This window comes from Acinetobacter sp. A47, assembly GCF_000805455.1.
GTDB lineage: Bacteria > Pseudomonadota > Gammaproteobacteria > Pseudomonadales > Moraxellaceae > Acinetobacter.
In genome coordinates, this window is sequence record NZ_JSUS01000071.1 from 565,359 (window position 1) to 581,976 (window position 16,618).

Here is a 16,618-nt window from a genome sequence, read left to right on the forward strand (position 1 = left end):
TTTAAGATTTCGATTATCTTTATAAAAACTAAAGACATCTATCAATATAATCTTTTTTATCTAAAACATTCATTGGAATTTGATTTTCATCATCATAAGTAACATTATATAATTTATTATTTTTTTTATCAATTTTAATCCATCCAAATGTCGCCCCATTGTTTACCCCATTTTTACTTTTCACAAATATTTGTATGTAATCCTTTTCTGAAAAATCGAAAGTAACATCTTTCTTATTAATTTTTTTCATATCAAAATTTTTATAAATGATATCCTTAAGATCATTATCACATTGAGAGTATTGATCTGAACTATTAATATTTATTTTTGCACTGCATCCGCTAGTTAATAAAATAGCAAATAAAAAACATATAAATTTCATCAGCAAACTATCCCTATTAAAATGTTGATACAATCCTAACTTTAATTTTACTTAATTCATTTCTATAAACCTCTTGTTTGTCCTTTTCTTTTGAAAACCATCTAGCATAATTCCCATTGTATTTTTTAATGTACTCAGAAACATATGTCATACCAACCAAAACAGATGAGACACAAACAAATACTTTTTTCTTATTTTTTTCTTGAGCATTTCCTCCAGATCCACTCAAACCTTTATTTTCATATGCTGACCATGTTCCTGTAGGTGGCTCAATAAATAATGATGAATCCCAACCATAATAAGGCGCAGAACCATGTACTTCCATACCGGGGGTTCCGCCATATTTATATTGCTCTGAAGAAAAATGTCTAGTCTCTGCTCTATACATTCTTTCTACTATTTCTGCTATTTCTTTACCATATTTATCGTAAATAATTTTTAAAGCTTTTCTTGCATCATCTTCATCAAATAGTTTATTTTTCTTTTGTTCTAATTCGGCCAATTTATTTGAAACAGGAATAATACCACTGCATGATAATAAATTCTGCAAATTGCTTTCCTTAATAATTTGAGAAAAATAACGACCATTTAAACCATCTTTAGTTTCAGAAAATAGATTATCAACTTTATAAATATCTATAAATTCTCGTACATCTAAATGCACCCATGTGGTTGCCCCATCAGATAAACGCTCTAAACCAAATTTATTTGTAGACCAGCCTAAACTAGTATTTAAATATTTACAAAACCATTCTGTTCTTACTTTATTCTCAAGTTCATTCATACTAACTACTTGATTATTTTTATTTTGAACTACGATATCTAAAGCACACCCCATATGATTAGTTGTTGCACGTCTTTTTTTCCAGTTATTATCAATACAACGATAACCTGATGATATTCCTGTAATTTTATAACCATTAGGATTAGCTATTTTTTTAAAATAAAATAGCATTGCTTTTAACCCCCATATGAGACTCTTATGCATACCTTTGTATTCATGTGCAGGTCTTGTAACCTTTATATATCGCCCTGAACTTTTTTGATAACTCTCAAATTCAAAATTATCATTTCGCCCTTTTCCAAAACCCGAGCAAACCCCACAAGGACATTTCATTGAATCAAAGAAGGGAGCTATTCCATATTCATCTCTAAACTTATCTAAAGCAGCTAAAACAGAACCACAAATTTTCCCCGTCTCTGGTACCCCCATATAATCCCTTTGGAATTGCTTAATACATTTTGTAGTTAGTTCGGTAAACTCATCCGTAGGTAAAGCTCCACCAAAGCCTGCCAAACGAATATTTACTTCTCGGATCAGCTCACTCTTACCACTTGAAATACATTGTGGGTTAGTTTTACATAAATTTGGTGCATCTACTTTAGGTGTCCCGCCATCCTGACTACGGTCATCCACTGTCAGTATCTTGGAAACCGTTTTTGTAGCTTCGTTCAGCGTTTTTTTACCTTCTTCATAAAGTTCATTTACTTGATCGAGGATTTTACTACCAAAATTTGCTCCAAAAATTCCTTCTTCCTGCTTTTTCTGAGGTAGTGTACTAGAAGGCTTTACAGGTGGAGTCTGTGATGGTTTTGGTTTAGTAGTAGCTGAAGGTTGTGTTCTCGGCTGAGTAGCTGGTTTAGATTTTTCTTGATGGGCATTATTTCCTGCAGCAGGAATATTTACTGGTAACTTAATAACTTGGCCAATATTAATCTTATTCGGATCATCTATTTTATTCAAACGCTCTAATGCTCGAACTGTTGTGTGATTTTTTTGAGCTATTTCAAATAAAGTTTCACCCTTTTTTACAACATGCGTTTTTCTTTTATATTGGCCACTATTACCTTGAGTTGTTAATGTTTTTAAATCTAACATTACTTTTGGGCTTGTAATTTTTACGAGCATGCGATCTCTAGACATTACAAAGCTTTGTACCTTGACCATCAGGCCATTAAACATACTTTTAATATAAACATCTAAAGCCGTACCTTTATCCCGGCTAATTTCAACAATACATCCTGAAGAATTTGTTGCTCCAGCAGCAATAACTTGCCCTGTTCTCTGATTTTTTACTTCATATTGTGCTTTTGAGATTGGACGACCAAATAAGTCTAAGATTTGTATGGTAACCAATGATTTTTTATTCATTTCCAATCCCCACTTTCTACATTATTATCTGTTTCTGAATCATTCACATTTTGCTCGATCCAGAAATCATCCTCATCAAAACTGTCAATGACTAATCCCCATTCATCATTAGAGCCAACCAGAACTTGAACCTGTGTTGGATCTGGGGTAGTAATTTTCCCTGTACGTCCATGTTCATCTATTGATCCTGAAGTAAACGAGTTTGTTCCAGGGACAAAAGCTTTATAACTAAGCTTGCTAAAATCACTCTCCCAGAATAAATCGTAAATATCTAAACGATTACTAAAAGTTGGCGTATTAGGTAATTCGGGTACCTCATATGAAACTTTAGCGCCACTGGTAAATAGATGCTGCCCAGCCTTGCTCTCAAACTTACCACCTGTGGTTGAAAACACACCGTTGGCATTAATCTTCAGCTGAGAACCTCCTGCTGTCAGGACAATCTCTTTCGGACTAGTGATTTCAATCTTATCTTCAGTAGAAATCAGTTTAATCACCTTCCTCGCAATCGCTTCAATCGCATCATCCTGCGCCTGCAACTCCAGCTTCCCTTTTGCTGCATAGGCTCTAAAGCCTTTCTGTGCGGCAAACAGACTGATCTTGTCCTGTGCATGTCCGATAATATTCTTTTGTGCACTCAGGTTAATTGAACCACTGGCACTCTCGGCAATATCCTGAGAAGCCTGCAAAATAATATTTTCAGGTGTCGTTAATGCAATCCCGTTCGGTGATGCCAACAACATCAGCGCCTGTCTGAAAATCTTGCCTTGTTCTTGCTGCCTGGCATCGGAACTGCTTTCCAGACCCTGGGTATACCCCTCCATAAACCCCTGTAACGAGCTCAATGCTTTAGAGGGGGTAATATCTAACTTGCTGCCTTTACTAAAAGTCCCACAGGTACTCATCAGCTCAAAATCTTTAATATCGACATTGGCCAAGACTTTTCCCACTTCTTTAATACTCTCGAACGGGTTCTGCTCAATCCGGTCTTTAATACTGGCCAGCTTGCCTTTCACAAGATCAGCACCATGCTCTTCGACGTTTTCGATAAACTGTTTTAGATTTTCAACCGCATCTTTGGCATCACTAAAGAAAGCATTAAACTCCTCTACCACACCTCTGGCATCACCGCCGAGAGCACCAATATCTTCAATAAAACCACCGCAGTCCTTTAAGGCATGAATCGGGTCATGACTCATGCCCTGTTTAAACAGGTTTAAAGTCCGATCAAGTGCCTCTCCACTGGTTTTGAGTTCTAGAGACTGGATAAACTTCGGTAAACGGTTAATCACGTTCAGCGCATCAGTTTGCTGCTTTGCAGCCATTTCGCTGAGCATTTTCATGCTGTCATAACCCTGTGACAGCAAAGATTGTGCCTGAGCAGCTTCCAGATGATCAGCAATTGCCTGTTCCTGGGCATAGGTACTAATCAGCATGCCTTTACCTGCCCGCACCGCACCCCAGGCATCCGTTCTGAGTTCAAAGCCTTCTCCACGCCCTTCACTGGTCTCTTGGGTTTTGGGATGGCTTAAATTACCCAGATTCAGCTGTGATGCTGCATGGCTACTTTGTAGCTGGGTGCTGATTTGCCCGGTGGTATCATCAAAGCGCAACTGGTTAAAACCACTGCCATTGACTTCCTGACTGCGGATCCCACTGAGCTTTTTGGTGTCAGGCAGTTGTCCCTTAACGTCAAACTTGGTCGGGGAGCGTTGTGCTTCATGGATACGTCCAGTCACAAAAGGACGATCAATGTTGCCATCAAAAAAGTCGATAACCACCACCTCTCCAATACGCGGCAAGAAGCGTGCTCCATAGCCTTCCCCCGCCCAAGGCGTGAGCACATCTACCCATGCGGAGTCGGTGTCATTGTCATTGCTGCCAGCACCTCCATCATGGCCATGGTCATCACTGCGGGTAAACAGAAAGCGAACCTTGATCCTCCCCCACTCATCCACATAAATGCTTTCACCTTCAGGCCCGACCACTTTGGCACGTTGCGGATAGGCAATCGGACGATGCTGTTCTGGATCATATTCAGGAATGATTTTGACCTGACGGCGAATCAAGGTCAGTTCATTGCCCTGACGTTCTGACTCATGCTCCGGCTGTTGCCAATGGCTCTGGCTTAACAGCTGACTAACCTGTTGCTGCAAATCTTTGGGTAAATTATTCTGGTTATAAAAATGCTTGGCAATAATCAGGAACTCCTGATCGGCCCCTTGATGCAGATCAATCTCAGGATGTTCCCTAAACTTGAACCAATAGCCGACCTGGCTATCGCGCACGCTACTATAAGCCTTAAAGTACTTGGCCTGACTGGCGTACATGTCATTGAATTGCTGATTCAGTTTTTCTAACTGCTGGCTACCTGAAGCAGTGGCCTGGTCTTCGCCCTTTAAGTCCTGCATCCAGGCGGGGCTGATATGCCACGCCTGCTCCAGACTTAAGCTGGCCGAATCAAAATTTTCAGAATGACGATGGGTGGTGACAACTGAACCTGCACCTTCTTCTTGAGCCAAGGCATCAGGTTGCCAGCGTTGCAAATGCACAGCTGTCGGTTGCAAGCTTCTTACCGCTACAAAGCCGGTAATGCTGTCCTGAAACTCTGTGGCACTGCTCCGGTGATAACGAATACTTCGTCGAGGCAAAGCCTGATACTCGCTATTGTCGTCCATTAATCTAAGCTTTTGCGCCTGTACTAGCGTACTTGAATGCGGCACAAACAGCTCGGCTTCATCAATCAGCCAGCTTATGCCTTCACTGCGCCATAAGCGGGTAAGAAAGGTATAGTCTGATTCATTGTGCTGCATCACAAATGGCCGAATATCATAATTCTGGCTTAGCCCATCCAGATCAAGGCTCAGACTTGCCGCAAAAAGCGGGCTGTTTTGCTGCCATTGCTTGAATAGAACTTCAGTAATCTCGACCACGGTTTTATTCATAAAAACACGGCTGTTACGACGCTTATGCCATAAACTGGTCGCATCTTTTAAGCTCAGCTTGTACAGGGTTAAAGCCCCATCACTCTGCCCGTAACTCGCTTCTGTCACGATTCCTGTGGTACGGAACAGTTGTCCTGCATCGGTAACCTGATCCACCGCCACCTGAACGCCGATAAATTGTTTTAAAGCAATCCGGGTATTGGTCGACAGACAAATCAATTCGGCTTCCAGCCCTTCATTGAGCTGGTGCTGTCCTTGTATACGTTGTAAAAAAACTTGATGATTCAGTAAATTATTAGAAAATTGTACGTGAATGGCACGTTGCTGTGCATTTAGCCCCATTTTTTCTAATACGTTAAATATATTAAAAAGCATTTTTTATAATCAGATCGTACGGGAAATCGGCTGAACTTTACAAAAAACAGACCTATCTGTCTATAAAAATATCTTTTGGATAAAAAAATGGCACAAATTATTGAATGATCGAGAAAATAAAACCCAAAATATGTTTCCATATTTCAGGTTTGAGCAAGGTATTGAGAAAGTTGTTGTTATTTTGAGGTAGGGGTGTAGCGTCTAAACAATTGCCATAGGCAGATCAGCAAAATCAGGCTGAAATACAGTAAAGACCATACCGGTAAGGATTGTCCCAGAAAAGTCCAGTCCACCACCGCACACTCTCCTGAACCGGACAGTACTTCTTGTAATACTGCTTTCATTGGCAAGACATCGACCAGATAGTCCAAACCGGGCCCGCAGCTTGGTACCTTATCCGGTGGTAAATGCTGCAACCAGATATGACGTGCGGCAACACCGACTGACCAGCCAATCGACAAGGTGGCAAGCAAGGCATAAAAGCGCTTGAATACGCTTGAAACCGGATTATGGATAAACGCAACCAAGGCTACCAGCCCCATCCCGATCAGGCCAATACGTTGGAAAATGCAGAGTGGACAAGGATTCAGTCCTTGCACATGTTCTAAATACAACGCAAATGAGATACCAATAATGCTGGCCAGTACCAGTAATGCACTGACTAAGCGGTAATTCCATCGCATGGGAAATCCTCTAAAAAATGCCCACTACCGCGATGCAAGCGATAGCACGTAAGATGTAATAGCAACAGGCTAGCGGTATTGTGCAAGATATTGTTCAAAACTCATGTCGTTATCTTGTTCAAGTTGCGCCTGTTTTTGCAACGATATTTGTGCCAAGCGTGTAAAATATTGCTTGCGTTCCTCGCTGAGCGGATGCTGGTCATAATGATCAACATGCTGCTGTGCCATAACGCTGCCAAAGTTCCAGGTTCCGCCATGTTGTAAGGTATCGGCAATTACCTGGGCAGACAGTGTCTCTTCAATGTGATCCAAACGCTGCTGCATCACCTGTAAGGCAGCTTGATATAGTTGTGTGCCTTCCATCTGGTCCAATAAAGTTGCACAACCCCGGATCGCATTTAAATGCGCTTGTGCCCATACTTTAAATGGTAGTGTCTCATTGCCTGCTTCGATTCTGGCATCTGCTGCGCGGCCGCGATTTACCACTTCGGTCTGGTTCCGGTCAATCTGCTCCTGTTCTTCAGCAAATAATTCCGGGCTGTCCTTTAACAGGCAATACAGGGCCAAACTTTCTAGAAAACCTGCCGAAACCTCGTCAATCCCAATTGCACTATAAGGGTTAACATCGACCGCACGCAGCTCTACATACCCCACCCCGCGATTTTTCAAGGCCTGTGAAGGTGTTTCACCTGCTTGAGGCACCTGTTTAGGGCGAACCAGACTATAGTATTCATTTTCAATTTGCAGGACATGATCATTGATCTGGATCGGTTGCCCCTGTTCATCATTCAAGCCAAGCCGGGTAAATTCCGGATAAGGCGTATGTACCGCTTTTTGTAAGCCATCCAGATAATCATGCAGGTCGTTATAATGAATACCCAGTTCTTTTTGTGCCGAGTTCTGGTAGCCCAGTCGTCCCATCCGTAGCGCGGTTGCTTCAGGCAGGTATAAGGTTCCTTTGACCAGCGGTTGTAAATGATGCTGGCGTCCGGTTAGGAAACAGCGGCATACCGACGGACTGGCCCCTAGCATATACATGACCAGAGGAATCAAACGGATAAAATTCCGGATCAGGCCAAAGTAACGGTGGCTACGGTAGTCTTGCAGGCTCAGCTGTTTGAGTTGCGGATTATGTTCATGCTGCTGTAAAACCGCAAAAAGCGGATCAGGGAAAGATAAATTATAGTGGACCCCTGAAATGGTCTGCATACGGCGACCATAACGCACTCCAAGCCCACGGCGATAAAGTGTTTTAAACCGACCGATATTGGAAGATCCGTATTGAGCAAGTTTAATATTTTCTTCGTTATCATCCAGCATGCACGGCATGGACAATGGCCAGAGCCGTTCCCCGTCTTCAAGTTGCTGATGCACCACACTATGAATATCGCTTAATTCATTTAAAGCCGCTGCAATACTGCTTTGAGGCGTAGTGATAAACTCCATCAACGCTTCTGAATAGTCGGTGGTGATATGCGGGTGTGTCAGTGCCGAACCCAAAGCTGCCGGATGATTTTTTTGTGATAAAAATCCATTGCTTTGCATACGCAAACTTTCACGCTCAATCCCTCGTAACATCCCTTTTAATAGCGATGCATCTACCCAAGTTGGTATCACAGAGGAAGTAAGTGTGCTGGGTTGATTCATATTATAGGCTCGCTTATTCAAGAACAGCCGACCACATCAAAGGTAGCGACTACGTCGATTATATAGACATCATGACAATGCCAATCCCTTCGACTCAGGCAATTATAACGACAATTATGATCTAGTCATCTAGGCTCTGTTAACATTTCATAAAAGCTTGCAACAGAAATCCCTGTTTAGTCTGGCAATTTTTATCACAATCTTGTTACATAAGACACGCCGAAATTGTGATTTTATTGAAAAATAAATCTTCCCGAGGATACTCGCCCATGCAAGCGCAAGACATTCTTAATTTTTGGTTTGACCCGGCACACCGCTCACTCTGGTTTGCCAAAAGCGAGGATTTTGATGCAAAAATCCGCGAGTCATTTCAGGAGATTCATCATCGGGCGGCTCAGGCGGAACTATGGTCTTGGCGCAACACGCCTGAAGGCCGTCTGGCCGAAATTATTATACTCGACCAGTTTTCCCGCAATCTGTACCGCGATCAGGCACAGGCATTTGCCTATGACAGCCTTGCCCTGGCCCTCTCACAAGAAGCGATCAGCTTACAACTTGATGCCCAGCTCAGTCCCGAACAACGTTCATTTCTATATATGCCATTCATGCATAGCGAATCCAGACGCATCCATGAATTTGCCCTCAAATTATTCCAACGCCTCGGCAATGAAATTAATTTAAACTTTGAGAAAAAGCATAAAGTGATTATTGATCGTTTTGGACGCTATCCGCATCGCAATAAAATTTTAGGGCGAGACTCTACTCCAGAGGAAACAGAGTTTTTAACCCAACCCAATAGCAGTTTCTAAGTCGACCAGTCTCGACCCTCTATACAGGAATGGCATATGAAAGCTTTATTAATATGCACCCCGCTCCTTGTCGCATTGACATTTGCAGGATGTGCAACGGTTCCGTCCAAACCCAGAACCTTTGACCAGCTGGGCCAGTTCACCGCTTATCCGTTAAATAACAAAACCTTCCGTGTCGGTTTTCAGGCAGATAACAATTTGAGTTATGGTAGTGCAGAAGAAATTACCTTGCTCAAGGCTGCGCAGACCACGGTTAAAAACGGTTTCCGCTATTTTAGTGTGGTGGATGACCCAAGTAATGCCCGGCACAAAGCGCCACGTCAGGCCGTGATTTATCCGACACCGTCGTACTACCCTTATGGCTACTACCGTCGTCATCCGGCGTTTTGGCCTGATCCATTCTACGATACCCCGCAGGTGGTCAATATTGATCCAGTGCAAGTGTCGTATACTATCGAGTGTTTCAAGACTCAGCAGCAAGCACCAGATGCCTTTGATGCCCAACTGATTTTACAATCCTTGGGGCCAAAATACGGTCTGGGTCCCACAGGAGACGTGTTGCAGCCGCCTGCACCACCTCAAGAGAAAAAGTAAATTAAAAGGATGACTCAATGAGTTCAGTCGAAGAAATTCATGTACCCAGCCTGCAAAGAAGTAAATACTTCGCCACCCTGGCCTTGATCATTGCCGTCGTGTCATGGATTGCTTTCATGGTCGCGGCGCATTTTCTTCCTGAATATAAATGGCTCATCCATATTTTCATGCTCGGGGCAGAAGCAGGCGTGGTAGGCGGTTTGGCCGACTGGTATGCGGTCACGGTCCTGTTCCGCAATCCCTTTGGCAGAATGCCTTTACCGAAACTATTGCGTGACCACACTGAAATTATTCCACGCAATAAAGCACGCATTGCCGAGTCGATGGGACGTTTTGTGCAGGAAAATTTCCTGTCCCCGCAGATTGTGGAACGGAGTCTGCAAAATACCGATATCAGTCTGGCTGCCGGACAATGGCTGGCCAGTCCAAACAACAACCAGCAAGTGGTACAGATGATCCAGCACACCGTACCCAAAATTTTTGAATTTGTCAGTCAGGATCAGATTGCCCGCTTTGTCCAGAATAACAGTGTGCAATGGGTCAGAAGCACCAAAGTCAACAAGCTGGCCAGCGAAATGTTGCGCGCGGTACTGGAAAATGATTTCCATCAGGATGTGTTGCAACGTGGCCTCGATCTGGCACATGAATGGATGGTCTCGCATCCGGAGGAAGCGCGGGACCTGTCACGTAAACTGTTTCAGGAACTGGGAGTCTGGAAGCTGGCCAAAGGTGCCAGCTGGATCGGGATTGATGTGCAGCAACGGACCATTGACTCCCTGATTGAAAAAGTCGAGTCGATGCTGGCTAATCCCGAACACCCGTGGCGTCAGGACATTGAGACTGCCACCCACAACCTGATGCTGCAACTGGCCAATCCCGACAGTGAAGCCAGCCAGCGTTTAAATCGTGGCAAAGATGCGCTGCTGGATAGCCCACAGGTGTTAAACTTTATCAGCGGTACTGTGGCAATTTTATGTGATGCCATCAAGACCGATTTAATGCAGCCCGATTCCGGCATCGCCACCAATTTACAGGCCGCGATTCAGCAACTGGGTGAAAGCCTGATCCAGAATGAAAAAGTACGCCATGTGTTGAATGAAAAAATGGTGGGCTTGGCAACCAATTTCAGTGAGCAATATAGCGACAAGATCATCCGTTATATCAGTGAGCGCATTCATGAATGGGATTCACGGGAAATGATTGCCAAAATCGAAAGCGAGGTGGGCGGTGACTTGCATATGATCCGCGTTAACGGCGTAATTGTCGGTGCCTTTATTGGTTTAGCGCTTGGTGTAATTCGTGCTATTGTGGAAAATGTTTTGTGATATCGAATAAAAAACTGTTCCCTGTTCTAAATAAGATATGCGGGACAGGTTATTCGCAACCTGCGTGGTTTCAATTCAATGTTGTTTCTGCGAGGTAATCGAAACAATGCAAGAAGTGAACAGGTTTTGCGAATGACAATGCTTTTGGTTACTTTGGGCAAAACCAAAGTAACTCCAGCTGAAGGCTTATCCTGAAATTAGGTGAGTACTCGGCAAGACACCGCCACAATAAATAATTCATTAAAATTTAATTAGGTAATTTCAATCATGTTGCAACTTCAGTCAAAACTCCCAAGCCAAGGCGTGACCATTTTTAGCATCATGACTGAACTCGCACACCGGCTCAACGCTCTCAACCTGTCCCAGGGTTTTCCCGATTTCCCGGCCCCGCCTGCCCTGCTGGAAGCACTGACCCGGGCCACCCTCTCAGGCTATAACCAGTACCCGGCAGGTGATGGTGTCATGGCATTGCGTGAACAGCTCGCCGCCCAGTTTTTACAACGCGACCACCTCCCCTTGGATCCTGCCACAGAAATCACCATTACTTCAGGCGCAACCATTGCCATCTTTTGCGCCATTCAAGCCTGCATTCATGCAGACGATGAAGTGATTATTTTCGATCCAAGCTATGACAGCTATGCCCCTGCGGTTCAACTGGCGGGAGGAAAATCCATTCATCTCAATCTGGAAGCACCTTCTTTTCAGGTGGACTGGCAAAAAGTCAAAGACCGTATCAATGCCAAAACCCGCATGATCATTGTCAATACTCCGCATAACCCAACCGGTGCCATCTGGTCAGAACAGGACTGGCGTCAACTGATTGAACTGATTCAAGATAAAAATATCGTGGTGCTGTCAGACGAAGTCTATGAGCATCTGGTCTTTGATGGGCAGAAACACTATAGCGCCCTCCAATTCCCAGAACTAAGAGAGCGTAGTTTTGTCATTGGCTCTTTTGGTAAAACCTATCATGTTACCGGCTGGAAAACGGGATATTGTGTAGCCTCACCACAGCTGATGCGCCTGTTTCGACAGATTTACCAGTTTGCCAATTTCTGTGGCAATATGCCGTGTCAACTGGCACTGGCCGAATACATGCAACAGCATCCTGAACATATTCAACAGCTCCCTAGCTTTTATCAGGCGAAACGGGATCTGTTGAATACCCAGCTGCAACACTCACGTTTTCAGTTCAGGCCTTCGCAAGGCACCTATTTCCAGAATCTGGACTATAGCAAGATTCGCCCTGATCTGAATGATGTCGAGATGTGTCAGTTTCTGGCAGAGCAACACAAGATTGTGGCGATTCCGATTTCCGTGTTTTACCGACAAGCGCCAGAATCACTGCGTCTGATCCGTTTCTGCTTCGCCAAAACCGACCAGACCCTACAACGTGCAGGAGACATTCTCCTCCAGTGTTGATCAACAAAAAATAAACCGAACCATAAAGCTTTCCCTGCTGCTGATGATGCTATGTTGACAATGAGAGACATGCAGGAGAGGGTAAAGGAAACCGAATGACTCCACGTCAACCGCTGGTGATGCAACCGAATCTCTGGAAAACTTTTTTTGTATTTCTGGTGCCTTTGATTGCCACCAATATTTTGCAGAACTTATCAGGTACCATTAACACCGTTTTTGTCGGGCAAATGATGGGCGTAGATGCCATTGCCGCCGTATCGGTCTTTTTTCCGATCCTGTTCTTTTTACTGGCCTTTGTGATCGGGATTTCAGCCGGTACCACCGTGCTGGTCGGACAGGCCTGGGGGGCACAGAATCTTGAAAAAGTGCGCTGTGTCATCGGTTCTACGCTGTTCATGACCTTGATTGGTGGCTGTATCATTGCCGTGCTTGGGCTGGTGTTCGCCCGGGATATTCTGGAGCTGCTCGGTACGGATGCCCGGGTCATGCATCTGTCCTTGCCCTATATGCAATGGATGCTGGTGGGTAGCCCGTTGCTGTTTGTCTATATTATCTATACCTCGATTTTGCGTGGTGTCGGCGACAGTGTCACCCCACTGATTGCATTAAGCCTGACCAGCCTGATTGGGCTGGCAGTCACCCCGGTCCTGCTCAAAGGCTATTTCGGTTTTCCTGCTTTAGGTATTGTTGCCCCGGCTATTGCAACCATTCTCGGCTATGCCTTGGTGCTGATTTTTTTAACATTTTATCTGAACCATAAAAATCATCCCCTGAAGATTGATCGCCAGTTAATCCGGCATATCCGACATGATGCTACGTTAAGCAAGCTCATTTTGAAGCTCGGGATTCCCACCGGAGTCCAGATGGTCACCACCTCTTTAGCCGGACTGGTCATTGTCGGCCTGATTAACCATTACGGCGCGCATGCCACCGCTGCCTATGGTGCCGTGAATCAGGTGCTGAACTATATCCAGTTCCCAGCGCTTTCCATTTCCATTGCAGCCTCCATCTTTGCCGCACAAGCCATTGGTGCAGGCCAGCCCGACTTACTGGCCAGAGTGACCCGTACCGCCCTGGGTATGAATATCCTGTTTACCGGAACCCTGATTGTACTGGCCTATCTGTTTTCCAAATATTTAATGGCCTTATTCATTACCGATGAAAGCGTGATGATACTGGGGCAAAAACTGTTATTTATTGTGCTGTGGTCAATCCTGTTCTTTGGCGCCAGTGCAATTTTTGCTTCAATCATGCGTGCCAGCGGTACAGTCAACATGCCGATGCTGATCAATATTTTCACCATTCTCCTGATCGAAGTTCCCTGTGCCTACTGGTTTAGCTCAATGTGGGGCTTAACCGGGATCTGGATTGCCTATGCACTGTCCTTTGTCAGCCTATGTATCTTCCAAGGCTTTTATTATCAATTCTTCTGGAAAAAATCAAAAATCAAGGTCCTGATTTAAAGAAAATAAAAAAGCCATTCACAAAGAATGGCTTTTTTATGGCGGGACAAATTACAGCATTTTGGTCGCAAGCGCCGCAATGCGTTGATAACCAGTCGGGAACAGGCGCTGGAAAGAATCCACAATACGTGCATCGGTACCAATCAATAAACGGCGTTTGTCTTTGAGTACTGCATTCAAGATCTGGCGCGCAGCTTCTTCTGGCGGAGTACGCAGGAATTTATCAAATTGTGTAATCGACTTGCCCGGGTCCATGCCCAGACTCTTCAGGCTGTCATTCATTTTTGCGGCTTTGGCAATATTGGTACGAATCCCGCCCGGGTGCACGCAGAGTGAGCTGACACCGCTCTTTTCAATGTCCAGTTCCTGACGCAATGACTCTGTAAAACCACGCACTGCGAACTTGGTTGCATTATATGCAGACTGGGTCGGCTGTGAGGTTAAACCAAAAATACTGGAAATATTGATGATATGCCCATCTTTGGTTTGTTTAATCAGCGGCAGGAATTCCTTGGTACCGTAAACCACACCCCAGAAGTTAATTCCGACAATCCATTCCAGATCTTCATAGCTGGCACCTTCCACCGTTGAACCCAGTGCCACACCTGCATTATTGAAGATCATATTTACCGAACCATGATCCTGTACGGTGTCCTGTGCCCACTGCTTTACCGCGTCACGGTTTGAAACATCAACCACCTTGGTGGTGACGGTTACAGGATACTGTTTTACCAGCTCGACAGTCTGTGTCAGGCCTTTCTCATTGATATCACTCAACGATAAATGGCAGCCCTGTTTCGCCAGCAAAACGGCTAACTGTTGTCCAATCCCAGAACCTGCACCGGTGATCGCTGCGACTTTATTTTTAAAATTTTTCATTGCCTATCCTTTGTATTGCGAATGATGTGCACATATTCACCGAGACCATGTGCAGTTTAAGCTGTAACCAATATAATTTTGACAATACAGGTTGTCAATATAGTACAGCCGGGCGTTAAGACAAATAGCAATAATAGACATCCAGCATGTCATAATAGGCCTATTTACATTCCTGAGCGAAGCGGGTTAAAACAGACAAGGCATATTTTCAAAATTGCGATATGCTAGTCCAATAGTGCATGGCAACCCGGTAAAAAAGCACCAGTGACACGATTTAGAGAATTTTAGGGAACGGTTTTTTAATGGCAAAACAGCAAGCGACAGACAAGAAAAAAAAGACAGCGACCAAAGAGCGCCAGTTCAAGGGGCTCTCTTTAACCGAACGTAAAGAGGCACGGCGTGAAAAGCTGATTGAAGCAGGGATTGCGACTTATGGCACCCATGGCTTCTTCTCGGTCACGGTCAAGGACGTCTGCAACGAGGCCAAGCTGACAGAGCGCTACTTTTATGAATCGTTTAAGAAAAGTGAGGAGCTGTTCCAGACCGTATTCCTGAAAATGATTGAAAAGATGCAGAGTTGCCTGACTCAGGCCGTGCTCATGGCAGCACCTGAACCTAAAAATATGGTCAATGCCGGCTTATCCGCATTATTAAATGCCATCAAGGATGATCCGCGTATGGCACGGATTATTTATATTGATGCCATGCTGGTGCAGGACCTGCATAATCAGGCCACCATTCAGGAAACCCTGACCCAGTTCGACCGTATTATCCAGGGCTTTGTGATGATCACCATGCCCAATGCACCGCAGAGCACGGAAGAAGTATCGCTGATGGCAACCGGCTTAAACGGTTATGTAACCCATATTATTATCCGCTGGGTCTCGGAAGGCTTCAAACAACCGCTCGAAGATGTTTTATCTGCCTGTTGTGCGGTATTTTTATCCTTTATCGAAACCACCTCGCAAAAAAGATAAAATCATTTTACAGTTTTGTGACAGGCAGCTGCATGAAATGACAGTTTAGTTAAACAAATGAATTTATTTGCTTTATGGCTAGATTCACTGTCATCATATGGTCATTGTGCTGCCCCACAATTGTCACAATTTATTGCTAAATTCGACTTTATTCCCTCTTTTGCAATGATATTGTCATAATTAATCTTTGTAATAAGCCTGTCATAACAACAAAACGGTTCACCGTTACAGATTTTAAGGGTATTGCGCTGTGAAAGATGACTATATTTTAATTGTCGATGATGAGTTACCGATCCGCGAAATGATCCATACCTCTTTGGATATGGCAGGCTTCCAGTGTTTACAGGCGGAAGATGCCAAACAGGCGCATCAGATTATCGTTGACCAGCGTCCTGCACTTATCTTGCTGGACTGGATGTTACCGGGCGGTGTCAGTGGTGTAGACTTATGCCGTCGCCTGAAGCGCGACGAAAACCTGTCTGAAATTCCTGTGATCATGCTGACGGCACGGGGTGAAGAAGACCATAAAGTCCAGGGGCTGGATGCTGGTGCAGATGACTACATGACCAAACCCTTCTCGACACGTGAACTGGTTTCCCGTATCAAGGCGGTATTACGTCGTGCCAATGCCCTCAGCGGTGAAAAAGTCATTGATGCCAATGGCCTGTTACTGGACCCGGTCAGCCAGCGCGTCAGTTTTGGCAACAGTATTTTAGACATGGGGCCAACCGAATACCGTCTACTGGCCTTCTTTATGACGCATCCGGAACGGGCCTATACACGCGCGCAACTGCTCGACCAGGTCTGGGGTGGCAATGTCTATATTGAAGACCGTACCATTGATGTACACATCCGCCGTTTACGCAAAGTACTGGAGCCTTTTGGTGTTGACCGCTTTGTGCAGACGGTTCGTGGCACCGGTTACCGTTTCTCGACACGAGCTGATTTAGCAGTAGGTTAAAAAA

General features: G+C 44.5%; 13 protein-coding genes. 7 read left to right on the plus strand and 6 right to left on the minus strand.

What is annotated here, in order from left to right; genetic code table 11:
• Positions 1-28 precede the first annotated feature (28 nt).
• The 5 genes from OC23_RS18090 to gshA all read right to left on the minus strand — a co-directional run bounded on the left by OC23_RS18090 (position 29) and on the right by gshA (position 8,184).
• Positions 29-382, minus strand: coding sequence for a hypothetical protein (locus OC23_RS18090; RefSeq protein ID WP_038346355.1), 354 nt, complete (start codon positions 380-382; stop codon positions 29-31).
• A gap of 16 nt (positions 383-398) precedes the next feature.
• Complete coding sequence (locus OC23_RS18095; RefSeq protein WP_227505577.1) at positions 399-2,534, minus strand: LysM peptidoglycan-binding domain-containing protein; 2,136 nt, start codon at positions 2,532-2,534, stop codon at positions 399-401.
• Positions 2,531-5,854, minus strand: coding sequence for a type VI secretion system Vgr family protein (locus tag OC23_RS18100; protein ID WP_038346356.1), 3,324 nt, complete (start codon positions 5,852-5,854; stop codon positions 2,531-2,533). The genes OC23_RS18095 and OC23_RS18100 overlap by 4 nt, the downstream gene beginning before the upstream one ends.
• Positions 5,855-6,030: 176 nt before the next feature.
• Entirely contained in the window at positions 6,031-6,537 is a 507-nt protein-coding gene (locus tag OC23_RS18105) for a disulfide bond formation protein B (RefSeq protein WP_038346357.1), read from the minus strand.
• Between the two features lie 69 nt (positions 6,538-6,606).
• Positions 6,607-8,184: a glutamate--cysteine ligase gene (gshA, locus tag OC23_RS18110; RefSeq protein ID WP_038346358.1), complete on the minus strand. Its 1,578-nt coding sequence runs from the start codon at positions 8,182-8,184 to the stop codon at positions 6,607-6,609.
• Between the two features lie 269 nt (positions 8,185-8,453).
• Between gshA and OC23_RS18115 the strand changes: the two genes are divergently transcribed.
• From OC23_RS18115 to OC23_RS18135, 5 genes are all read left to right on the plus strand, one after another.
• Positions 8,454-8,993, plus strand: a complete 540-nt coding sequence (locus tag OC23_RS18115) for a DUF924 family protein (RefSeq protein WP_038346359.1) — start codon at positions 8,454-8,456, stop codon at positions 8,991-8,993.
• A 36-nt stretch (positions 8,994-9,029) separates the two neighbouring features.
• The gene (locus OC23_RS18120) at positions 9,030-9,587 is read left to right on the plus strand and encodes a CC0125/CC1285 family lipoprotein (protein ID WP_038346360.1); all 558 of its coding nucleotides are present in this window, start codon (positions 9,030-9,032) and stop codon (positions 9,585-9,587) included.
• Between the two features lie 17 nt (positions 9,588-9,604).
• Positions 9,605-10,912, plus strand: coding sequence for a DUF445 domain-containing protein (locus OC23_RS18125; RefSeq protein ID WP_038346361.1), 1,308 nt, complete (start codon positions 9,605-9,607; stop codon positions 10,910-10,912).
• 267 nt (positions 10,913-11,179) lie between these two features.
• Positions 11,180-12,334 carry a methionine aminotransferase gene (locus OC23_RS18130; RefSeq protein WP_038346362.1) on the plus strand — a complete coding sequence of 385 codons (1,155 nt, stop codon included), beginning with the start codon at positions 11,180-11,182 and terminating at the stop codon, positions 12,332-12,334.
• Between the two features lie 95 nt (positions 12,335-12,429).
• Positions 12,430-13,797, plus strand: a complete 1,368-nt coding sequence (locus tag OC23_RS18135; RefSeq protein ID WP_038346363.1) for an MATE family efflux transporter — start codon at positions 12,430-12,432, stop codon at positions 13,795-13,797.
• Between the two features lie 51 nt (positions 13,798-13,848).
• On the opposite strand, the gene OC23_RS18140 is transcribed toward OC23_RS18135, so the two are convergent.
• Positions 13,849-14,676: an SDR family NAD(P)-dependent oxidoreductase gene (locus tag OC23_RS18140; RefSeq protein ID WP_038346364.1), complete on the minus strand. Its 828-nt coding sequence runs from the start codon at positions 14,674-14,676 to the stop codon at positions 13,849-13,851.
• Positions 14,677-14,978: 302 nt separating this feature from the next.
• On the opposite strand from OC23_RS18140, the gene OC23_RS18145 reads away from it, so the two are divergent.
• Both OC23_RS18145 and phoB read left to right on the plus strand, forming a co-directional pair.
• The gene (locus OC23_RS18145; RefSeq protein ID WP_038346365.1) at positions 14,979-15,653 is read left to right on the plus strand and encodes a TetR/AcrR family transcriptional regulator; all 675 of its coding nucleotides are present in this window, start codon (positions 14,979-14,981) and stop codon (positions 15,651-15,653) included.
• A gap of 250 nt (positions 15,654-15,903) precedes the next feature.
• Positions 15,904-16,614, plus strand: coding sequence for a phosphate regulon transcriptional regulator PhoB (phoB, locus tag OC23_RS18150; RefSeq protein WP_004776327.1), 711 nt, complete (start codon positions 15,904-15,906; stop codon positions 16,612-16,614).
• The last annotated feature ends 4 nt before the right edge of the window (positions 16,615-16,618 follow it).